The 23,374-nt window shown below is 64.8% G+C and carries 14 protein-coding genes; 8 read left to right on the forward strand and 6 right to left on the reverse strand.

What is annotated here, in order from left to right; genetic code table 11:
* Positions 1-80 precede the first annotated feature (80 nt).
* Positions 81-1,391 (reverse strand): exodeoxyribonuclease VII large subunit, encoded by a 1,311-nt coding sequence (xseA, locus tag F6S87_RS07430; RefSeq protein WP_163228076.1) that lies wholly within the window; start codon positions 1,389-1,391, stop codon positions 81-83.
* A gap of 468 nt (positions 1,392-1,859) precedes the next feature.
* On the opposite strand from xseA, the gene nrdD reads away from it, so the two are divergent.
* On the forward strand, positions 1,860-4,259 hold the full coding sequence (nrdD, locus tag F6S87_RS07435; protein ID WP_231129440.1) for an anaerobic ribonucleoside-triphosphate reductase: 2,400 nt from the start codon (positions 1,860-1,862) through the stop codon (positions 4,257-4,259).
* A 136-nt stretch (positions 4,260-4,395) separates the two neighbouring features.
* The gene (nrdG, locus tag F6S87_RS07440) at positions 4,396-5,088 is read left to right on the forward strand and encodes an anaerobic ribonucleoside-triphosphate reductase activating protein (protein WP_231129441.1); all 693 of its coding nucleotides are present in this window, start codon (positions 4,396-4,398) and stop codon (positions 5,086-5,088) included.
* 256 nt (positions 5,089-5,344) lie between these two features.
* Here the strand turns inward: nrdG and F6S87_RS07445 are convergent, their stop codons facing one another.
* From F6S87_RS07445 to F6S87_RS07465, 5 genes are all read right to left on the reverse strand, one after another.
* Positions 5,345-8,026, reverse strand: a complete 2,682-nt coding sequence (locus F6S87_RS07445; RefSeq protein ID WP_163228016.1) for a hypothetical protein — start codon at positions 8,024-8,026, stop codon at positions 5,345-5,347.
* Positions 8,027-8,588: 562 nt separating this feature from the next.
* Positions 8,589-9,431 carry a hypothetical protein gene (locus F6S87_RS07450; protein ID WP_163228017.1) on the reverse strand — a complete coding sequence of 281 codons (843 nt, stop codon included), beginning with the start codon at positions 9,429-9,431 and terminating at the stop codon, positions 8,589-8,591.
* Between the two features lie 167 nt (positions 9,432-9,598).
* A complete protein-coding gene (locus tag F6S87_RS07455; RefSeq protein WP_163228018.1) occupies positions 9,599-10,141 on the reverse strand; it encodes a hypothetical protein in 543 nt (180 codons plus the stop codon).
* Positions 10,142-10,388: 247 nt separating this feature from the next.
* Entirely contained in the window at positions 10,389-11,126 is a 738-nt protein-coding gene (locus tag F6S87_RS07460; protein WP_163228019.1) for a hypothetical protein, read from the reverse strand.
* A 153-nt stretch (positions 11,127-11,279) separates the two neighbouring features.
* Positions 11,280-12,092 (reverse strand): TetR/AcrR family transcriptional regulator, encoded by an 813-nt coding sequence (locus F6S87_RS07465; RefSeq protein ID WP_163228020.1) that lies wholly within the window; start codon positions 12,090-12,092, stop codon positions 11,280-11,282.
* Between the two features lie 407 nt (positions 12,093-12,499).
* On the opposite strand from F6S87_RS07465, the gene F6S87_RS07470 reads away from it, so the two are divergent.
* The 6 genes from F6S87_RS07470 to F6S87_RS07495 all read left to right on the forward strand — a co-directional run bounded on the left by F6S87_RS07470 (position 12,500) and on the right by F6S87_RS07495 (position 23,280).
* A complete protein-coding gene (locus tag F6S87_RS07470) occupies positions 12,500-13,345 on the forward strand; it encodes an ABC transporter ATP-binding protein (RefSeq protein WP_196779163.1) in 846 nt (281 codons plus the stop codon).
* A gap of 133 nt (positions 13,346-13,478) precedes the next feature.
* Positions 13,479-14,693 carry an ABC transporter permease gene (locus tag F6S87_RS07475; RefSeq protein WP_163228021.1) on the forward strand — a complete coding sequence of 405 codons (1,215 nt, stop codon included), beginning with the start codon at positions 13,479-13,481 and terminating at the stop codon, positions 14,691-14,693.
* A gap of 352 nt (positions 14,694-15,045) precedes the next feature.
* Positions 15,046-19,866 carry an acyl-CoA dehydratase activase-related protein gene (locus F6S87_RS07480; protein ID WP_163228022.1) on the forward strand — a complete coding sequence of 1,607 codons (4,821 nt, stop codon included), beginning with the start codon at positions 15,046-15,048 and terminating at the stop codon, positions 19,864-19,866.
* A 278-nt stretch (positions 19,867-20,144) separates the two neighbouring features.
* A complete protein-coding gene (locus F6S87_RS07485) occupies positions 20,145-21,449 on the forward strand; it encodes a glutamate-cysteine ligase family protein (protein WP_163228023.1) in 1,305 nt (434 codons plus the stop codon).
* 338 nt (positions 21,450-21,787) lie between these two features.
* Entirely contained in the window at positions 21,788-22,363 is a 576-nt protein-coding gene (locus F6S87_RS07490; RefSeq protein ID WP_163228024.1) for an NADPH-dependent FMN reductase, read from the forward strand.
* Between the two features lie 362 nt (positions 22,364-22,725).
* Entirely contained in the window at positions 22,726-23,280 is a 555-nt protein-coding gene (locus tag F6S87_RS07495; RefSeq protein WP_163228025.1) for a MarR family winged helix-turn-helix transcriptional regulator, read from the forward strand.
* Positions 23,281-23,374: the final 94 nt, after the last annotated feature.

Raw genomic sequence — 23,374 nt, forward strand, 5'->3', positions numbered from 1 at the left:
AATACTCTGAACGATTCATCCGATGATTCGCCCGTCCCGATGACGGACGAATCGTGCCAATTGCCGCCGCGAACCCGCCGCTAGCCGAGCACGTCCTGTGCCGTCGCGACGACGCGGCCGCGGCGCAGCGTGACGGTGAGCTCGTCACCGGGCCGGACGGCGGCGGCACTGTCGACGACGTGGCCGTCGGCGGCCTGCACGACGGCGTAGCCGCGGTCGAGCGTCGACTGCGGGCTCAGCGCCGTCAGCGTCGCCTGCAGCTTCTCGACGGTGTTCTGCGCGTCGTCGACGATCCGCGTCAGCGCGATCGACATCCTGCGCGTCAGGTCGTCGAGCTGGCGCTGCGGGACCTCGAGGATCGTCTGCGGATGCGTCAGCGACGGACGGTTGACGTACCCCTCGACGAGCCGTTCCTCGCCGGCGACGCGGCTTTCCAGCCGCATTCTCATCGTGGCGATCGCGTTGGCGACGAGCTGCGACTGCTCACGCACGTCGGGCACCACGCGCTTGGCGGCGTCGGTCGGCGTCGAGGCGCGCACGTCGGCGGCGAGGTCGATCAGCGTCCAGTCGTCCTCGTGGCCGATCGCCGAGACGATCGGCGTCACGCAGGCGGCCGTCGCCCGGACGACGCGCTCGTCGGAGAAGCCGATGAGGTCCTCGAAGCTGCCGCCGCCGCGCGCGACGATGATGACGTCGACGTCCGGGTCGGCGTCGAGCCGCTCGATCGCCTCGACGACTTCCGGCGGGCACTGCGGACCCTGGACGTGCGTGTGGACGATCTTGAACGTCACGGTCGGCCAGCGCAGGTTGACGTTCATGATCACGTCGCCCTCGGCGCGCGCCTGCGGGGCGCAGACCAGGCCGATCGTCTTCGGGAACTCCGGCAGCGGCACCTTGTTCTCGCTGTCGAACAGTCCCTCGCCCTTGAGCCGCATCCGCAGCTCGTCGATCTGGGCCTTCAGGTCGCCGGCGCCGACCTTGAGGATCTTGTCGCCGCGGAAGCTCAGCCTCGTCTGCTTCACCCACAGATCGGCCCGGCCGCGCACGACGACGCGGTCGCCCTGCTGGAAGCCGCGGCACATCTGCGCGAATGGCCCGAACCCGTTGACCGAGATCGAGACGTCCTGGAAGCTGTCGCGCAGCGTGATGTAGACGGAGTTCGAGCGGCGGTTGTTGATCTCGACGATCTGTCCCTCGATCCATCCCGACGGCCAGCGCTCGACGGCGTCGTGGTAGTGCTGGCTCAGCAGCGCGACCGGCCACGGGTTCAGCGCCGTCGTCTCCCGCGCCAGCCGCGGGAGTTCGGACAGCGGCCGCGGGGTGTCCGGCAGCGCGATCTTCGTGCCGACCGGCGGGTCCGCGGGATTGAACGGAGGCTGCGAATCGTTCATCGCGGCGAACTGTCCGGCGACGGGACCGCCGGCCGCCGGCGTCCCCGTCGCCGCTGACCGGTGCGCCCGGTCGTCGTCTATCCAACTCATACCTGCCAGCTTCGTCGCCGGCTCGACTTTCGTCAAACGCGCCGGTCAGGAGTGTCGGCCGGAACGTCGCCGACCGGCACGATTCGCGCGCCGGATCGACCCCGAAACCGGCCCGCTCCCGTCGGCGCCTGCGAGTTGGATATTGCAGGTTGCCCGCTTGCCCCGACCCTGTTGGCGGGGGTGCGTTGTGGGCTGAATCACAGTGGGAATTACGTCCGTGTATTTTGTTGGAAAATAGCCAAAAATCACCATATTTAGTCAGCCGCCGGCGTGCCGCGACTAGATATGGGGTTGGGTTAGGCGTACAGTCAGTATCTGCCGCCGGAAATGACAGGCACGTCATTTGGCGGGATTGTGCATTATCGGAAAGGACAGGAAATGGACATTGAAGCCATGGTGGAGACCAAGCCGACGCAAGCCGCGCCGAACTCGACGAAGGTGCTCGTCGAGAAGCGAGACGGCCGCATCGTCGACTTCGATCCCATCAACATCATCATCGCCGTCAAGTCCGCCTTTGCCGATCTCGAGAAGAAAGTCGGTCCGCAGGAAGAGCAGATGATCCGCGACATCGCCAACCAGGTGCAGGGCGAGATCAAGGAACGCTACAACGGCCCGGCCAAGATCGAGGACATCCAGAACCTCGTCGAGCACGCGCTGATCGAGGACCACCTGTACGAGGTGGCGCGCACGTACACGAACTACCGCCTGAACAAGGACATCGAGCGCGCGAAGGCCACCGACATCAACGAGGCCGTGTCCCGCCTCGTCAACAAGGACGAGTCGCTGGTGCGCGAGAACGCCAACAAGGACTCGAACGTCTACGCCACGCAGCGCGACCTGCTCGCCGGCGCCGTCTCGAAGGCCTCCGCGTTCTCGATGCTGCCCGACGCCGTCGCCAACGCCCACATGAAGGGCGACATCCACTTCCACGACGCCGATTATTCGCCGTTCACGTCGATGAACAACTGCTCGCTGCCGGACTTCGGCGACATGCTGCGCCACGGCTTCGCGCTCGGCAACGCGATGATGGACTCGCCGAAGTCGATCGGCACGGCCGCCACGCAGATCACGCAGATCATCAAGGACATCGCTGGCGCCCAGTACGGCGGTCAGACCGTCAACCGCGCCGACGAGATGCTCGAGGAGTACGCGAAGCGTGACTACGAGAAGAACATGGACATGGCGCACGCCGTCATTCCGGACTCCACGCCGATCGCCGTCGCCGAGGACATGGTGCGCGGCCTCAAGGCCCAGGAGCCGAAGTGGCTGCACTTCGAGAACCGCGAGCCGCTGCCCGACGACGTCCCGTTCGACGAGAACCTTCCCGAGCTCGAGCAGCTGCGCGAAATTTACGCGAAGATCATGACGCGCAAGGCGATCTACGACGCGATGCAGACGATGGAATACCAGATCAACTCGAACCGCGTCTCGAACGGCCAGACCCCGTTCGTCACCGTCGGCTTCGGCCTGGGCACCTCGTGGTTCGCCCGCGAGATCCAGCGCGCGATTCTCCTGAACCGCATCCGCGGCCTGGGCAAGGACCGCCACACGGCGATCTTCCCGAAGCTCGTCTTCACGATCAAGCACGGCGTCAACGCCGATCCGGCGGACCCGAACTACGACATGAAGGAACTCGCGCTCGAGTGCTCGACCAAGCGCATGTACCCAGATGTCGTGTTCTACGAGAACATCGTCAAGATCACCGGCTCCTTCAAGGCGCCGATGGGCTGCCGTTCGTTCCTGCAGGGCTGGATCGACCCGGCGACCGGCGAGGACGTCGAGGACGGCCGCATGAACCTCGGTGTCGTCACCGTCAACATCCCGCGCATCGCGCTGGAATCGCACGGCGACGTCGACCGCTTCTGGAAGATCTTCGACGAGCGCATGGAGATTGCCCACCAGGCGCTGCAGTTCCGCATCATGCGCTGCAAGCAGGCGACGCCGGTCAACGCCCCGACGCTGTTCCGCTACGGCGCGTTCGGCCGCCTCGGTGCCAACGACAACGTCGACCAGCTGTTCCGCAACGAGCGCGCGACGATCTCGCTGGGCTACATCGGCCTGTACGAGGCGACGTCGGTGTTCTTCGGCAAGAACTGGATGCGCGACCACGGCTGGGATCCGCAGGGCAAGGAATTCGCGCTGTCGATCGTCCGGAAGATGAACCAGCTGTGCAAGGACTGGAGCAAGGCCGAGGGCTACCACTACTCGGTGTACTCCACGCCGGCCGAATCGCTGACCGACCGCTTCAACCGCATGGACCGCGAGAAGTTCGGCGAGGTCGAGGGCGTCACCGACCACGACTTCTACACCAACTCGTTCCACTACCCGGTGTGGCTGCAGCCGACGCCGATGGAGAAGCTCAACTACGAGAAGGACTTCCCGTACTTCGCGTCCGGCGGCTTCATCAACTACTGCGAGTTCCCGTGCCTGCAGGCCAACCCGAAGGCGCTCGAGGCCGTCTGGGACTACGCCTACAACATCGGCATCGGCTACCTCGGCACGAACACGCCGATCGACCACTGCTTCGAGTGTGGCTTCGAGGGCGACTTCGAGCCGACCGAGGAAGGCTTCAAGTGCCCGGAGTGCGGCAACTCCGATCCGGACAAGTGCAACGTGACCAAGCGCACCTGCGGCTACCTGGGCAACCCGGTCCAGCGCCCGATGGTCCATGGCCGCCACGAGGAGATCGCCCACCGCGTCAAGCACATGAGCGGCGAGACCGGTCACGTGACGCTGTCCGACGGCACGAACCGCGAGTGGTTCGAGGAGACCAAGTAGGCAATCCCCTGACACCCTGAAACGGCCGGCCACGAGCCGGCCGTTTTCGATTGGATCCCCGCCGGAAGGGATTATGAAGTCGGGGACGCCGCGAAGCGGCGGAGTCGCACTGGAACGCAAGATGGAGACGAGAGCAATGGCATTACACGACTTTGCGGCCGGCGAGGCGAATCGCGGACCGTTCATTCCGACGAGGCACGCGAACAACCCGCGCGCCGGACAGTGGACGAGCGCGAAGATGAGCCACAACATGGTGGCCGACTACAAGCGGTTCCTGATGACCGACGGCGAGGGCATCCGCTGCTCGCTGTACGTCTCCGGCTGCCCGTTCCACTGCGACGAATGCTACAACGCGTCGATCTGGGACTTCCGTGCCGGCCACGAATACACCGACAAGCTCGAGCAGCAGATCATCGACGACCTCGCGTTGCCGTACGTCCAGGGCCTCACGCTCCTCGGCGGCGAGCCGCTGCTCAACACCGGCATGCTGCTGCCGCTCGTGCGCCGCATCCGCCGCGAGTTCGGGCACGACAAGGACATCTGGTGCTGGACCGGCTACACGTGGGAGGAGCTGATGAGGCCGGGCGAATCGTCCGACAAGCTCGACCTGCTGCGAGAGATCGACATCCTCGTCGACGGCCGCTACATGAAGGACCTGCACGATTCGCTGCTGCAGTTCCGCGGCTCCTCGAACCAGCGCATCATCGACGTCCCCGCCAGCCTCGCCGCCGGCGAGCCGGTCCTGTGGAGCAAGCTCCACGACCAGGAACGATTCATCCCCGAAATCTACGGCAAGGAACGCTCCGCCGGCGAAGGCGACGCCAGCTGACTTCTCTTCTCGATGTCGCAATCCCGTGATCCGATCACGGGATTGCGACATCTTGGGACAGAGCTCCCTGGAAGGGAGCTGCCGAGCGTGGCGAGGCTGAGGGTCGACCGCGGCGAAGCCGCGCGCTGGAACGTGAGTGGATGCCGGTACCTTTCTTTCTGATGTCACGAACTCTTTCTGATGTCACGAACTCTTTCTGATGTCACGAACCCGAGCTGCGAACTCGGGTTCGTGACACCAAATCATGCGTTGCAGCCTACTTGTTGAACAGGCTCTCCAGCGCGGATTGGTTGGCGGTCAGGACGTCCAGCAGTCGCCGATCCCAGTGCCGGGCATCCTGCGACGAGTTGCCGAAGACGTAGTCTTCCTGGCCGTAATCGATGACGTCGAAGCCGGGGATGGCCTTGCTGGCGCCGGCCGTGCGATAGGCGGCGATGTCGGCGAGCGCGAAGCTCACCGCACCGTCGTCGCCGACCGTCACCCACGACGACAGGTCGGTACCGGTCTGCGATGTCGCGTCGCCGTTCGTCGTGCGCGCCGACGCCGCCGGCTTCGTCACGGCGACGGCTTCAACGGTGGAATCGTCACCGGAATCGTCATTACTGTCCGCATAGCCGTACTGCCCGATCATCGTGTCGACGGTGAGCGGGAGCGATTCGCCGAGGATTTCGGAGGGGACGTGGCCGCCGTCCCACTGCCACTCGACGTCGGTCGCCGTGCCGGCCGCGAGGAACGCGAGCTCGAGGTTGAGCGAGTTGAACATCGAGATGTCGCCTTCGGCGGCGCCGGAGACAAGCCTGACCCACGTCGGGTCGCTCGTGCCGGCGGCGCCGATGTAATTGAGCGGGTTGTATAGCTCGACGATGTTGTTGCCGTACGTGTCGCCGGCCTCGACCGACTCGACGTCGGCCTGGTAGGCGGCGAGCATGTCGGCGAAGCTGTCGTAGTTGGCCGAATCGGTCGCGCCGGTGGCCGATTGCGTCGTGCCCTCGTCCGGCGTGCCGACGAAGTCGCCCATGCCATTGAGTCCGGCACCGGCTATGCCGGTCCCACCGGCGAGGTCGCCCGGCAGCCCGTCCGGCAGGTCGCCGTCGGGCAGCCCCGACGCGTCCGGCAGCGTGCCGCCGGCAAGGTCGCCGGGCGCGCCATCGGTCGTGCCGGCCGCCGCTGTCGAGCTCGTCATCGTGCCGGAGTACCGCCCCTCGACGAACGCTGTCGCCCTGTCCGCCGCCGTCATCGCGGCGACCTCCTCGTCGCTCAGCGCGTCGCCGGAGGACGAGAACCACGTCCAGTCGCTCGCGTAGTCGAGGTTGTCGATCATCCACTGCAGCTGCTGCTCGAACTTCGCGAGATACAGGTCGAGATACGTGCCGTAGTACCCGTTTGTCGCCGAGTGGTCGCCGGTACCGGACGCTTCGCCCGCCGAGGACGCCGTCGACGACGTTCCCGACGAGTTATCCGGGGAAGACGTGTCATCCGACGAAGACACGGTGTCCGACCCCGACGAATCATCGCCATCATGCTCGATCGTCAGCGCGATTTCCTTGTCCGACAGCGTGCCGTCGCCGTCGATGTCGACGCCGATCGCCGACTCGCTGACCGTCAGGTTGCGCGAGTTGACCAGCTCCATGTAGTCGGCGGCGAGCAGCCCCGCGAGTTCTTTCTGGAAGTCGGAACCGAATGAATAATCGGCGTCGAGGTAGTACTCGAACGCCATCGCCTCGTCGGCCTCGGCGAGCGACGTGATCGGCGAGTAGGCGACGGTGCCCCACGCGCCGTCGGCAATGGCCACCGCCGAACCGTCGATCGTGACGGTCGTCGTGTAGCCGCTGCCCTTGCTGGCGTTCTTGTAGACGCCGACGGCGCCGGCCTCGGCCTGATACGCGTAGAAGTCGAAATGGTCGCTGGTCGCCGCGAACATCGTCGCGTGCGCGCCGCCGCCGGATCCGCCGGTCGAGACGAGACGCTCGGCATTGCCGGGCAGGTTGCCGAGCGCGATGTTGTAGCGCACGAACCGCGCGGCGTTCTTCTGGTCGATCAGGCACAGCGGCGCGTCGCCGGTGTAGGTCGTGTTGCCGTCGGCGTCGGTGACGGTGTCCTGCTTGCCGCGGTTGCCCGGCTGCACGTTGACGTATCCCTCCGCCGCGTACTCGGTGCTCGCGTTCGCGTTCGTCTGGCTCGAGTAGCCGGCCGCGCCGGTGTTGAAGATGATCGGGGCCGTCGCCGCCGTGTACGTCTGGCCGTTCGTCGACGTGACGGTCGCGTCGTAGTCGATGACGAGCGTGCCGGCGACGCCGGCCGTCGCCTCGTCGTCGGCGGCCGTCACGTCGACGCTGAGGTTCGTGGCCACCTGCTGGCCCGCGGATTTGGACGACGAGCCCGAATCTGCGGACGCGCTGGCGGATGACGACGAGGCGTTGTCCGACGACGTCGCGTCGCCGGACGCGCTGGCGGTCGCCGACGACGAATCGGCTGCAGATGCGGAGTTGCTGGCCGTGCTGCCGGACGCGCTGGCGGATGATGACGAGTTGTCCGTTGATGATTCGGCTGCGCTGTACCTGTGAATGCCCTTGACGTAGGCGCCGGGGACGGCGATGCTGACGCCCTGCTCGTCCTCGATTTCGGGGTGGATGACAGTCGTGACCGGCGACATGACCCATGCGTCGGCCGAGGCATTGTACGTCCAGGTCTGCGACGCGATGTTTCTCAGGTTGAGCCGCGTCTCGATCTCGAGTCGTTCCTCGTTGGTGGTGGCGAGCGCGACCTCGGCGTCGTTCTCGTCGCGATCATAGACGTTGGTTTCCTTGGTCTGGGAAGTGGTGTCGCTGGCCGTGTCATTGCCGGAATCGCACCCGGCAGCCCCGATGCCCAGCGTGGCCGTCACGGCCAGGGCGCACCCGGCTCCCAGCAGGCGATTGCCCCAGTGATTGCGCGTCATGATCTCCTCCGCTCGTCGGCATCCTTGTCGATGGTGGGCTCAGTATAACGGAGAACGCCAAGGAGCGGAGCAAATTTCCCGCGGCAACGTGCTTCCCCTGTAACTCTTCCTTCGTCGCTACTCGCCATTTCGTGTTTTTGCGTCACTGTGAACGTCGAGGCGTCGTGTGAACTCCGTGCCGCCCGCTTCTTGCGGCGCTGTGGACGTCGAGGCGTCGCGTGAACTTTGTACTGCCCGCTTCTCGCGGCACTGTGATCCCTCAGGAAAGGCGCTTCCGTGGCGACACGCCCGGATTGCGCGTGTCTGGAGAGAGAGAAGAGGAGAGGACGAGAGTGTATACGGGAAAGGGGCGCACAAGATTTTTGCTCCGAAAAAATCTTGTGCGCCCCTCATTTTGAGTGCATGAGAGAAGGTTGAATTTCCGGCGTTTGCGACCTATGCGAATGTGAGATTTTGTGCAGGAACGCACGAGATTTTTTCGGGTAAAAAATCTCGTGCGTCCTTCCTCGATGCCTCCTCATGTAGTGCGGGAAAGGAAGTTAGAAAATAGACATTTCCCACATCAAATGACAATATGCGCAATCTCGAGGAGCATTCGCTGGCGCTCCATCATTGTCGAGATCTGTTCGAGGATGTGCTGCTTGGCCGCGTCGGTGCATAGATCCCTCTTTGTCACATAGAGAAGGTCCCATCCCTGGATCCTGAGTGCGTTGTACTTGTGAAAATCGGCGCACATCACGGCTGTATCCGCATGGTATGAGCCCTGGTATTCGATGCCGAACTTGAGATCGGGAAAGGCGATATCCAGATAGCAGCAGGAACCGTCCTCCAGATCCACTCGAAAGTTGGGTACGCCGCGCCCTATGCCGTTGCGCAGAAGCAAAAGGAAAAGAACCGATTCGCGTGGAGACGCCGTGTTGTTGACAAGTTCGTCCTTGATCTTGAGGCATCTTGCACGACCCGCAAATCCCGGGGTGTCAACGGCATATTGGATGAGGTCTTCCACCGTGCAGCACCTTAGCTGTTCGTTCCAGCAGGCCAGACTGCAACCGGCGACAATGAGTCCTTCCTCGCCCGTGGTTCCTGCAATTTGTACCCAGGCGACCTGCGGGCCGACGACATCATATGCGTCGTAGTTGCTGCCGATAAGGGCGCCGTTCCATTCATGTGACCGAACGCGCGTATTCCTGCGTCCCGGTCCTTTCGTCCCCGACGCGATGGCAATGTGCGGTGGCATGAGAGATAGCCTGCAATCTGCGGGCGTTTCCACGCCGTGAAATTCCAGCGCGGAGACATGCGAAAATGCCGGCACGCCGGTCAGAAAGTGCGATGTTTCCTCGAACAGCCGGATCTGTCGTTGCCGTCGTTCAATCGCTGCGTCATAGAGTTCGCCGTTGATTCCCATGCCATGACGCTATGGAAAGATCCCCGTCTTGTCGAGCTGCCGGATGAGGTGTGGAGGACCAGTCCGGTTTCCACCGATTCGCCCGAGTCAACGGGAAGGAATTGATCGACAAGATGTCGCAATCCCGAGATCTAGTCCCGGAATTGCGACATCAGGGAAACGGGAAATCAGTGCTGTTGCTTCCAGCTCACGTAGAGCTGCTCCTGATGGTCGAGCAGGCTCTTGAGCTCGGCGGTCGGCTCGTTCGTGTCGTAGAGCTTGAGCTCCGGCAGCTTGACGGTGAACTGGTCGTCGTCGGAGTAGACGCCGGTGCGCTGGTCCTCGCTGACGATGCCGGACGTGAACGCCGTGATCTTGCCATTCTCGAACGTCGGGCTCAGCGTGACCGGCGTGCCGGCCGCATCGATCTCGGTGCTCGTCGGTGTGCCGAACACCGTGTCATCCTGCGCCTCGGACGTCGAGTTCGTGCCGAACAGCACATGATAGAACAGTCCGTTCGGGTACTTGAACATCTCCTCGCCGACTTCGTAGCGGCGGTAGAACTCGCCGCCGTCGGCGTCGATGTCCGCCTGCACGGTCTCGTTCGAGTTCGGCTCGTCGACATGGTCGTTGGCGATGTCGTAGTCGGCCTGCCGCACGAAGAACGCGAGCATCTCGCGGAAGCGGCGGTAGTCGTCGATATTCGGCTTCGTCATCGTTGCTGTAGTCATCGATAATCCCCCTTATCGAGTCTGACTGAATCATTGGCACGATTCCCGCGCCAAGTCCTTATTTCCTATTTATTGCCGTGCAATTCCCATGCGCAAGCGGATCCGGTGCGCGTTCGCCGCCGGACCATCGGTACTGACATGTCGGCGCTGGCATGAGCGAGCGGCTCCGATATGTGCTCGCCGCGGGATGCGCGGCTGCACGGGCGGCTTGTGCCGCCCGCACATGTGCCAGCGCCGGCTGCCCGTGCTACTTGCCGGCGTCCTTCGCGGCGGCCTCGGCTTCGTCCTCGGCGACGCGGGCCCGGTCGCGCGGCTTGACGTCGCGCTGCTCGAGATGCCGGCGCGCGAGCTTGCGCGTGCGATGCAGCTCGACGAGATCGGCCTGCTGGTCGATCAGGCACACGAGCGCCTCGGACGGCGCCGCGTCGTCGGCGTCGTCGAGCCCGAGATCGGCCACGCTGAACGAAATCGATTCCGGCAGCTTCTCGTCGACGGCCTCGGCCAGCGTCGTCTCCTCCTTCGCCGCGTTCGCCTCGCCGCGGCGCACGCTCGCGGCCGTGCCGCCGTGCTCGGTCGCGAGCGCCTCGGTGACGCCGGCCTCGACCTCGCTGTCGTCGAGGTCCTTGCGATAGCCGCCGAATCCCGCGTCCGACCGAAGCATGCCGGTCAGCGCCGTCACCGTGCGGGTCGTTCCCTCGCCGGCAAACTGCGGCTCGATCGCCACCCACGAATTGAAGACGTTGAGGTACGTGGAGTTCGGAGTGTCGAAGTGCTTGCGGAACTCGAAGTGGACGCCGTACTCGAGTCCGTCGGGGTAGGAGAACAGCGTCGGTTCGATGCCGTAGTGCGAGCAGAAGTCGCCGTCGACGTCGGGGTAGACGGCGGGCTGTTCCGCCGCGCCGTTCCTTGCGTTCTTCTCGGCCTGCGCGACGAAGAACCGCAACATCGAACGGAACCTCGCGTAGTCTTCCTGTGCAAAAGCCATAAGCCTCACCTTTCGTTCGCCGCGGGCCGTCCGCCCGGCGCTGGTGCCGACTATAACGCCCGAGTACGGGGGTACCCCGAAATTATTTGGAAGGCTAATTTTGCGTTCGAGGGCGAAGGCGGGCGACGGCACGCCGGCTTCTCTTCCGCAACATCAGGGAGAGGGGATGGTGGGGTCGATGATGGCGCCGTCGTCGCGGAACGTGGCGAGCAGGACGGGCGGCAGTGCCCGCGTGAGCCGCTGGAAAAACGACGATTCGAAAATCGCCGCGGGCTGGACGGGAACTTCGCCGCCGTCCGTCGCGGGGGCGCCGGTTCCGTTCGCCGCCGGGATACCGGCCGCGGACGACGCGCCACGGGCGTGGCGGGCCTGCTCGTCGGCGAGCGCATAGTGGCCCCACAGCCCCATGATGCCGCCGAACAGGAAGTCGATGGCGAGCCTCGATTCCTCGCCGAGCTGCGCGACGTCGATGCCGAGCATCGACGACCAGCCGTCCAGCAGCGTCGACTTGAGGATCGCCTGCAGCGCCGGGGAACTGTGCCGCCCGACCGTCAGCAGCAGCCGGGCGTACCGCTGCGGAAACATGTCGATGTCCCCGGGCCGGATTGGCGGAAACGCGTCGCCGATGCCGGACTCCACGCCGCTGCCATTGGCCGCGCCGGCTGCATCGCTTCCGCCGGTCGCGCCGTCACCTTCGGCCGCCCTTTCGCGCTCGCCGGCGAGCATCCGGTTCAGGATCGTCCCGAACAGCTCGAACGGCACGAGGTGCCCGATCGCGTCGGCGGCAAGCTCGTCGAGGCTGCCGTAGTGGTAGTAGAACGTGTTCTTGTTGACGCCGGCCACCCGGCAGACATCGCGCACCGTGAACGACTCGTAGTTGCGCCCGTCGAGCAGCGTCCAGAACGCCTCGCGCAGCCGCTCGCGCCCCGTCGGCTGCGTCGTCGCGGCACCGTCTCCCGTCGTCATGCCGCCGCTCCTTCCCGCCGCCCCGTCTCGCGGCCATCCTGCACGATTCTACCGTCCGCGCGTGCGGTTGGCGGGAAAGGGGCGGATGGTTCCCGCAATCTGCACGCAGAGCGGCCAGATTACGTGCGATTGGCGGGAAAGGGATACGTGGTCCCCACGATTCGCGCGCGGAAAAGGCGATTTGCGTGCGGTTGGCGGGAGAGGAGCGGAAGGTTCCCATGGTTCGCACGCCGGGAGGCCGGTTTGTGCGCGGTCGGCAAGAATCGTTCTGAATTTTCCACGATTCGCACGATTCCGGACGGACGCGAGGCTGTTGGCCGGTTTTCCGGGAAACGGCCATCGTAATTCCGGTCGCCGTTTTGTAGCGTAAGGCCAGTACGACCACCGAGAGAATGGACGGGGAGACCATGGCCACCATTTCCGAAGCCGACCGCGCCGCAACCGCACGGCATGCCGCGACCGCACGGGACGCCGCGACCGGAGCCGACGGCGCGATGATCAGGTTCGACGGCGTCGTGCAGAAGTTCGGCACGAAGACGCCGTTCGGGGACAACCGCAAGACGGTGCTCGACGGTGTCGATCTCGTCGTGCCGCGCGGACACATGCTGTGCCTGCTCGGACCGTCGGGCGCCGGCAAGACGACGATGGTCAACCTGATCATGGGCAACGAGATCGCGACCGCCGGCACCGTCACCGTCATGGGCGAGGTCGCGCCGTATCCGAAGGCGCGGCGGTGGATCGGGTACATGCCGCAGGACGAGGCGCTGTACGACGACATCTCGGCCGCCGAGAACCTGCGGTTCTTCGGCGCGATGAACGGACTGAAAGGCCGGGAGCTCGAGGAGCGGATCGACGCGATGCTCGAGTTCGGCAGGCTGACCGAGCACCGGAAGAAACTCGTGGCCGACTACTCCGGCGGCATGAAGCGACGCCTGTCGCTCGGCGTCGCGATGATCCACGATCCCGACCTGCTCGTCCTCGACGAGCCGACCGTCGGCCTCGATCCCGACCTGCGCCTGCAGATCTGGGCCGAGTTCAAGAAGCTGACGAAGGCCGGCAAGACGCTGCTCGTGACCACCCATGTCATGGACGAGGCCGAGCGCTGCGACGAGATCGCGATGCTGCATCGCGGCAAGATCATCGCGCTCGCCCCGCCGCGGACAATCCTCGCCGACACCGGCGCCGCCAACCTCGACGAGGCCTTCCTCGTCCTCGACGGCACCGCCGGCACCGACCCGGCAGCCACTTCCTGACCCTGTCACAACGTGTCCCCGTCACGACGCCGAGCTCGCGGCCCGGGTTCGTGACATGAAGGAACCTGACCGGGAGCGCGCCGAAACAGCGCACGAATCGTTCAATAATTTACCAAAGCAAAGGACCGAAGCCATGAAGACCTGGGCCGTCGCACGACGGATTCTCGAGCAGTTTCTCCACGACAAGCGCACGCTCGCGCTGCTGTTCGTCGCGCCGCTCGTCGTGCTGTGGCTGCTGAGCGTGCTGCTCGGCGCCGGCACCTACTCGCCGAAAATCGCGACCGTCGACCTGCCATCGAGTCTCGAGAGCGCGCTCGACAAGCAGGACGCGACGATCACCGCGATGAGCGAGCAGGACGCCGCCAGCCAGCTCGAGAACGACGACATCGACGCCGTGCTGCGACTGACCGGCGACGACGACAAGACGCTCGACATCTGGGTCGAGGGCACCGACTCGACAAAGACGGCCGCCGTCGCGCAGGTCGTCGCCGAGGCGATGCAGGACGTGCAGGAGGACGCGCAATCCGAGATGGAAAGCAGGCTCGACGAGCTGAAGACCAGCGTCGCCGAGCTGCAGAAAGCGGCCGCGGCGATGGGCCTCGACGGCATCACGCTGAGCGGCGGCAGCGGTACTGACAGCAGCACCACCGAGAGTCTCGACCTCGACGACTACCTGCCGGTCACGTCGACCGAGACGACGTATCTGCACGGCGGCAAGGACTGGAAGATGTTCGATTATTACGGCCCGATCTTCATCGGCATCTTCATCTTCGTCTTCACGTTCATCACGAGCGGCATGTCGCTCGTCAACGAACGCTCCGCCGGCACGATGCAGCGCTTCCTCGCGACGCCGGTCAAGTCGGGCCAGATTCTCGGCGGCTACTCCATCGGTTTTGGTTTGCTGGCGTGCGTGCAGTCGGCCGTCATCCTGCTCGTCGCGCTGACGCTGATCGGCTTCCCGGACGCCGGCAACCTCGGCCTCGTCATCCTGATGACCGTCTCGATGGCGATGGTCTCGGTCACGCTCGGCCTGCTCGTCTCGGGGCTTGCGTCGAGCGCGTTTCAGGTCATCCAGCTGATGCTGCTGTTCGTCGTCCCGCAGATCCTGCTGTGCGGCCTGTTCGACCTGTCGACGGCGCCGCGCTGGATGCAGGTGCTCGGCCAGTGCATGCCGGTCACCTATGGCGTGAACGCGCTGACGTCGATCATGCTGCGCGGCTGGGGCTTCGACAAGACGTGGGTCGATTTCCTCGTGGTCTGGTGCTTCATCGTCGCCTTCTTCGTGCTTGCCGCCCTCGGCTTCCGCAAGAAGCGCGTCCGCCATCACCTCGCGATCAACGGGAGGTAGGGAAGAAGAAGGAACGATTCGTCCGTGCCATGGCCTGCCACGATCCTGCGATCGGATCACGGGATTGCGACATCAAGAAGGGCAATCGGGAGGAAAGACATGAACGAGGCAATGGAAACCCTGCAAAAACGGTTGAGCAGACTGGCAAAACGGGGTCTAGCGGGTTTGGCGGTAATTCGACTAGAGTAGGTACGTTGACACTGTGCGGCCACCGGGCGAGGAAACGGTGGCCGAAAACCGGCGGGAGCGCTCCGAGAACGCGAGTCCCCGGCACGCAGGAGCGGGAGTTCTCCCGCATGCGGATGTCCCCCGCGCGAGAAGCAGTTTCGAGAAGACTAACGAGAGGTTTGTAATGGTGAATACGGCGGATAGGGTCGATACGAGCCATGCCACGGAGTCTGCCACCCCGCTGCGCGTGGGCCTGGATATCGGGTCGACGACGGTCAAGGCCGTCGTGCTCGATCAGTCGGACGCCCTCGGTGACGTGCTGTTCTCGGACTACCGACGACACCACGCGAACGTCCGCGCCACGATGGAAGGCCTGCTCAGGGACATCAAGGCCGAACTCGACAAGCTTGGCCGCGGCGACGAACCGATCCAGCTCGCCATCACCGGCTCCGGCGGCCTGGCGCTCGCCGACAGCCTCAAGGTCGCGTTCGTCCAGGAAGTCATCGCCGAGACCCGCGCCATCGACGAGGAATACCCGCAGGCCGACGTCATCATCGAGCTCGGCGGCGAGGACGCCAAGATCACATACCTGAAGCCGACGCCGGAGCAGCGCATGAACGGCTCGTGCGCCGGCGGCACCGGCGCGTTCATCGATCAGATGTCGACGCTGCTGGACACCGACGCCGAAGGCCTCAACAACCTCGCCAAGGACTACTCGACGCTGTACCCGATCGCGTCGCGCTGCGGCGTCTTCGCGAAGACCGACCTGCAGCCCCTCATCAACGACGGCGCCGCCAAGCCGGACCTCGCCGCCTCGATCTTCACTGCCGTCGCCACGCAGACGATCGCTGGCCTCGCCGCCGGTCGTCCTATCCATGGCACCGTCGTCTTCCTCGGCGGCCCGCTGTTCTTCATGTCGGAACTGCGTGAAGCATTCCGCCGCGCCCTCGACGGCAAGGTCGACGAGTTCATCACGCCGACGGACGCCCACCTCTACGTCGCGTACGGCGCCGCGCTGACGGTCGGCGAGCCGGAGAATCTCGAGGACGACCAGCGATTCGCCCCGCGCACCGCCGGCGAGATCATCGCCGCGCTCGAGGACCTCAAGAACATGCCGGCGAACACGCAGACAATGCCGCCGCTGTTCGCCACCAAGGCCGACCGCGAATCGTTCGACAGGCGGCACCATGCCGAGCACGTCCATGTCGGCACGCTCGAAGGCGCGACCGGCCCGCACTTCCTCGGCATCGACGCCGGCTCCACGACAATCAAGGCGACACTCGTCAACGACGACCGCGAAATCGTCTGGTCGTCGTACGCCACCAACGAGGGCAGCCCGCTGACGGCCGCCGTCGAGATCGTCCGCACCATCCAGAACGAGCTGCCGCCGGAGGCGTGGATCGCGCGCTCGTGCGCGACCGGCTACGGCGAGGGCCTAATCACGACCGGCCTGCACCTCGACGAGGGCGTCGTCGAGACGATGGCCCACTACCGCGGCGCCGAAATGGTCAAGCCCGGCGTCACCGCGATCATCGACATCGGCGGCCAGGACATGAAGTACCTCGCCATCGCCGACGGCGTCATCGACTCGATCGCCGTCAACGAGGCCTGCTCGTCCGGCTGCGGATCGTTCCTGCAGACGTTCGCCCAGTCGATGGGCCTGACGATCGAGGAGTTCACGCAGGCCGCGCTCAACTCGACGAACCCCGTCGACCTCGGCTCGCGCTGCACCGTCTTCATGAACTCGTCGGTCAAGCAGGCGCAGAAGGAAGGCGCGTCGATGGAGGACATCGCCGCCGGCCTGTGCTACTCCGTCGTGCGCAACGCGCTGTACAAGGTCATCAAGCTGCGCGATTCCGGCGAGCTCGGCGACACCGTCGTCGTCCAGGGCGGCACGTTCCTCAACGACGCCGTGCTGCGCGCGTTCGAGCTGCTCACCGAGCGCGAGGTCACCCGTCCGAACATCGCCGGCCTGATGGGCGCCTATGGCGCCGCGCTGACCGCCCGCATGCACTACGAAGACGCCGCCGACGACGAGGCGGGCGCCGCCCATACCGTCTCCGACATCCTGTCCGGCGAACAGCTCGACAGCCTGTCGATGACCACCGAGCGCGACATCTGCAAGCTGTGCCAGAACCACTGCAAGCTGACGATCACGACGTTCCAGGACGGCAGCCGCTACGTGACCGGCAACCGCTGCGAGCGCGGCGGCGACGCGAAGAAGCAGCGCAGCGACCGGCCGAACCTGTACGACTACAAGTACAAGCGCGCGTTTGCGTACCGCCGCCTGACCGACAAGAAGGCGTACCGCGGCGAGATCGGCATCCCGCGCGTGCTCAACATGTACGAGAACTACCCGTTCTGGTTCACGCTGCTGACGTCCCTCGGCTTCAAGGTCGTCATCTCCGGCCGCAGCTCCCACGAACTGTTCGAGCAGGGCATCGAGAGCATCGCGTCGGAGAACATCTGCTATCCGGCCAAGCTCGTCCACGGCCACATCAAGTGGCTGCTCAACAAGGGCATCAAGAACATCTTCTACCCGTGCGTGAGCTACGAGGAATACCTCGTCGAGCACACCGACAACCACTACAACTGCCCGATCGTCGCGAACTACCCGGTCGTCATCGGCGCGAACATGCCCGAGCTGCGCGCCGAGGGCGTCAACTACATGCGCCCGTACTTCAACATGGCCAACCACGACCTCATGGTCGACAGGATCGTCGCCGAGTTCGCGTGGGCCGGCGTGTCCCGCGAGGAAGCCGAAACGGCCGTCGCCGCCGCGTACGCCGAGGACAAGGTCTTCAAGAACGACATCCAGATGGAAGGCCTGCGCGCGCTCGCGTACATGAAGGAACACGACTGCCGTGGCATCGTGCTCGCCGGCCGCCCGTACCACGTCGACCCGGAAGTCAACCACGGCATTCCGGAAACGATCTGCTCGCTCGGCATGGTCGTGCTGTCGGAAGACTCGGTCTGCGGACTGAAGCCGGGGGAGGACCTCCACCTGTCGGAATTCCTGTCGGCAGACGAGGACGATCCGCGCAAGAAGAACGCCGACGGCTTCCGCCACGTCGGCGACCGCAAGCTCGAGAAGATGCCGCTGCGCGTCACCAACCAGTGGGCGTACCATTCGCGCCTGTACACCGCCGCGAACTTCGTCGCGTCGTACCCGGGCCTCGAAATGGTGCAGCTCAACTCGTTCGGCTGCGGTCTCGACGCGATCACGACCGACCAGGTCGCCGAGATTCTCGCCGACAAGGCCGACGTCTACACGATGCTCAAGATCGACGAGGTCTCGAACCTCGGCGCCGCGAAGATCCGCCTGCGCTCGCTCAAGGCCGCCGTCGAGGAACGCGAGCGCAACGGCGAACGTTCCGGCGCCATCGTCGAGGAATTGATGAACGATCCGACCGGGACCGAGCTGGACGCCGTCACGATGGCCAACACCTCGGTGACCCCGTCCGCGCCCGCGCCGGCCGACCGGCAGGGCGAATTCCGCAAGACCGGTTCGGCCGCGCCGACGCCCGGTCGCCAGGTCCTGCTCGACACCGTCATCGAGAACTCGCCAAAGCTCGCGAAGGGCGTCGCCGAAGCCAACCGCCGCACCGAGGCGATGCTCGCCGCGTCGCGCAAGGCCCAGGGCAACGGCGCCGGCAAGAAGAAGGCGCGCACCAACGCGACGATGACGAACTACTCGCACAAGGTCCCGTTCACAAAGGACATGCGCGACTACACGATCGTCGCCCCGCAGATGAGCCCGATCCACTTCTCGATCGTCGAGGCCGCCGTGCGCGCGTCCGGCTACAAGTTCGACGTGCTCGAGCACGCCAGCCACTCCGACGTCGAAACCGGCCTCAAGTACGTCAACAACGACGCCTGCTACCCGGCGATCATGACGATCGGCCAGCTCATCGCCGCGATCGAGGAAGGCAAGTACGACCCGGACAAGGTCGCGCTCGCCATCACGCAGACCGGCGGCATGTGCCGCGCGACGAACTACTACGGCCTCATCCGCAAGGCGCTCGTGGATTCCGGCTACCCGCAGATCCCGGTGCTCGCGATCTCGACGCAGGGACTGGAATCCAACCCCGGCTTCAAGCCGACGCCGGCGCTGCTGCACCGCGTCGCCAAGTCGCTGATCCTCGGCGACCTGCTGATGAAGTGCCTGTACCGCGTGCGCCCGTACGAGCAGGTGCCCGGCACGGCCGACAGGCTCTACGAGACGTGGAACACGATTTGCCGCGAGACGATGCAGCACCACGGCCGTTCGAAGACGTACGCGAAGGCGTTCCGTGACGGCGCCTACCTGCCGTACGCCAAGCTGTGCCGCAAGATGGTCGAGTCGTTCGTCAACATCCCGATGAAGGACATCCCGCGCAAGGTGCGCGTCGGCGTCGTCGGCGAGATCCTCGTCAAGTACCAGCCGGACGCGAACAACCACGTCGTCGACGTCATCGAGGCACAGGGCTGCGAGGCCGTCGTGCCCGGCATCGTCGAGTTCATGACGACGCGTCCGTACATCACCGACTGGAACGAGGAGAACCTCGGCACCGGCGGCAACAAGTTCGCCTACGCCGCCATGCGCAAGGCGATCGACATCTACCTCGCGCCGGTCAAGAAGGCGATCACGCAGTGCTCGAACGGCATGCTCGAGAACGACATGCCGATGCCGGAGCTCGTCAGGAAGGCCGGTGCCGTCACGTCGATCGGCGTGCAGGCCGGCGAGGGCTGGCTGCTGACGGCCGAGATCATCGAGCTTATCGAGTCCGGCTGCCCGAACGTCGTGTGCGCGCAGCCGTTCGCCTGCCTGCCGAACCACGTCACCGGCCGCGGCATGTTCGGCAAGCTGCGCAGGCTGTACCCGGGCGCCAACATCGTGTCCATTGATTACGATCCGGGCGCCTCCGAGGCCAACCAGCTCAACCGCATCAAGCTGATGATCGCCGCCGCCAAGAAGGCCGCCCGCGACCGCGACCTCGCCAGCGACGAGGAAAAGGCCGCGTGACACAAACTCCCTCCTTGGAGGGAGTCAAAAATCCGAAGGATTTTTGGTGGGAGTATGCAAGCGGGCTGGAACGTGACGCTGATCAAATCATGTCATGTTCCAGCCCGCTTACGAACTCCCACCGGCTCAGCTTCGCTTCGCCGACTCCCTCCAAGGAGGGAGTTTGTTGTTGTTTTGTGAAGGTTTCGAGACATTCATCGCGCGAATCGTTCAGCTTTCAATAAACCTGTGGGAAGGAACGAAGCCGACTCCACGGCGACGACGATAGGATGCGAACCATGAGCACACTTCCACCGCGAATTTCCTACGCCCACATGCTGGCGACGCCCAATCCGAAGCACATCGAGAGCCTCGTCGGGTTCTTCGAGGCCGGCTGCAATCCCGGCTGTCGCGCCGGTGACGTGACCGACGGCGGCGCGGGCGGCTTCGGCGTCGAGATCGAGCACCTGCCGGTCCACAACGCCGACGACACCGCGGTGACCTACTACGAGCCGAACGGCATCGAGACGCTGCTCAAGCGCATGCGGCCGTTCTACGACGAAGCCGAGGAGTACTGGGAGAACGGCCACCTGGTCGGCCTCGGCCGCGACGGCATCGCGATCTCGCTCGAGCCGGGCGGCCAGGTCGAGACGTCGATCGGCATCCTCGACGATCCGGACGCCCTCGTGCCGGCATACAGGCAGTTCCGCCGCGAAACCGACCCGATCCTCGACGAGCTCGGCTTCCGGCTCATCAGCTACGGTTACCAGCCGGCGACGTCCGTCTACGACATTCCCGTCAACCCGAAGGCCCGCTACGACGCGATGACCGACTTCCTCGGCCGCATGGGCGAGTTCGGCCCGTGCATGATGCGCTGCTCGGCCGCCACGCAGGTCTCGATCGACTACGCCGACGAAGCCGACGCGATCGAGAAGATGCGAATCGGCACGGCCGTCGGCCCGATCCTCGCGTACTTCTTCCGCAACTCGCCGTACTTCGAGGGCCGCGAGAACCCGTGGCCGCTGATGCGCCAGCGGATGTGGGACTATATGGACTTCGGCCGCACGAACGTCACGCCGGGCCTGTTCGATCCGCGCTTCGGCTGGGAGGACTACGCCGTCGACGTGCTGTCGACGCCGCTGATGTTCGCCGACCTCTCGCACACGCCGGAAGCCGCCGGCCTGCCGAAGGCGAAGCAGTACCGTCCGTCGTTCCGCGAGAACGCCGGCGAAGTCTACCCGGACCGGCCGCTCAACCAGTACGAAATCAACCATGTGCTCTCCACGCACTTCAACGACGTGCGGCTCAAGAACTTCATCGAGCTGCGGCACTGGGATTCGCTGCCGATCGAGCGGGCCGAAAAGCTCACGAGAATCGTCGGCGACATTTTCTACGATCCGGCACGCCTCGAGGCGGTGCGCACGAAGATCGCCGGCGTCCGCGAAGCCGACGTCCTCGAGGCGAAGTCCACGCTCCAGGCCCGCGGCGGTTCCGCCCGCCCCTACGATGTGGATCTCGACGAATGGCGCGAAATCCTCGGCGCCAAGGACACGCTCGACACCGTCCCCGGCGACCCGAAACACCCGGACGTCTTCCAGAAGTAGGGTCGCCGGGAGCTCCCTGGAAGGGAGCTGGCCGCGAAGCGGCCTGAGGGTCGACCGCCGATGCCGCCGAAGGCGGCGAGAGCGCGCTGGAAGGTGAGAATTCTCCGTAAAACCTCACCTGACAACAGCCTGAACGGCGAACGCGACGGCCCTGACCGGTTTTGTTCACCGTTGGCTATTTGGGTAGTGAACACCCGGCTGTCGAACGAAGATGGAATGCAGCAATAGCTCATTACGGCTTCGCGAAGCCCGCCACGGCATCCCGCCCCGCCCCGGAACTCCGGGACGGAACCCGACGACCAGCACGGACAGTCGGGGCCCCACCAAGGAGGATTGACATGGCTCGTCCAAACATCGCATTCGTTGAAAGCTCGCTCGCCGACGGTTCGTTCGAGGGCAAGATCGCCCGCGAGGCCATCGCCGCGCTCGGCGACCGCGTCGACGTCACCGTCGTCGACTACCGCGACCTGCCGCTGCTCAGCGACGACAACGCGTTCCCGGCTCCGGACGCCGCGCTGGCCATCCGCGACAAGTTCCAGAACGCCGACGCCGTCTGGGTCTTCACGACCGAGTACCACCACAGCCTGCCGGTCGCCGTCAAGAACCTGTTCGACTGGCTGACCTCGCCGAAGGCCGCCGAGGACAAGTCCGACCGCACCGTGCTGGAGAACAAGCCGGTCGCCATCACCGGCGTCGGCGGCTTCAAGGGCATGTTCGGCCGCATCGAGCTGGGCGACCTGCTCGAGGCCAACGGCATGCGCGTCTTCCCGGTCGAGGTCGGCCTGTCCGTGCCGGAGACCGCGTTCGAGACCGGCGAGTGGGTGATGACCGAGGGCGACATCCAGGCCATCGAGATGCAGGCCAACGACTTCCTGACCTTCGTCAACGCCAACGACGATCACGAGGAGAAGTGAGTTCCGCCGTCCACTGACGGCAATCTCCTGCTAGCGTTTGTTTTCAACGGGAACGATTCCACCGCGGAATCGTTCCCGTTTTTTCTTGTGCCGGGAACTCCCACCGGCTCGCGCTTCGCGCTCGCCGACTCCCTCTCAAGAGGGAGTGACATGCAAACTCCATCTTGAGAGGGAGTCGCTGAGCGGCGTAGCCGCGAAGCGGTGGGAGTTCCCGAGGAGGGGGTGTGTGTCGGGCTGGGAAACGCCGAAAGGGGGCCGAAAGTTGCGGGGCGGGATTGTTGCATCTACAACTGTTGTATATGCAAGGATTTAGTCTTGCTTCTGCTGTTTTCAACCACCGGGAAGACAGGAGGTGAGCAGGCATGACAGATCCGGACGACCCGTACGCCGAGTTTCGTCCCAGCGTGCAGATCCGTTCGCTGCACAACCTGATCGGCCGCTATCTGAACGTGACCGCCACGCCCGACATCCAGTCGCTCAGCGGCGGCAACATGCAGATCATCGTGTTTCTCGATCACCACGCCGACGAGGACATCTTCCAGTACGACATCGAACGCCGGTTCTCGATCACCCGGTCGACGGCTTCGCGCGTGCTCGGATTGATGGAGAAAAAGGGTCTCGTCGAGCGCCGGTCGGTCGAGCGGGACGCCCGCCTGCGCAAGATCACGCTGACGGACAAGGCCCGCGCCATCGCGCAGGAACTCCATGACAATGCCAACCGCATGGAGGAGGTCCTGCTGGCCGGTCTCGACGCCGACGCGCGCCGCCGGCTGTGCGAGACGCTCGACCGCATGAAGCACAACCTGCTGGACACCGGCCTGATCGGATCGGAATGCAGCGCCACCCACGACCGCGAAACCGCGGAGGTGACGGCTGCGTCGAACGAGTCCACGGAGGAATCGTCGCGGGAATCGTGACACAAGCAAAAAGAAAAAAGGAACGATTCTTCCGCCGGACAGCCAGACAGAAGAAGTAAGCAAGCAAGAACAACCATCCAACGCCATTCGAGAG

Source organism: Bifidobacterium choloepi (assembly GCF_010667615.1).
GTDB classification, from domain to species: domain Bacteria; phylum Actinomycetota; class Actinomycetes; order Actinomycetales; family Bifidobacteriaceae; genus Bifidobacterium; species Bifidobacterium choloepi.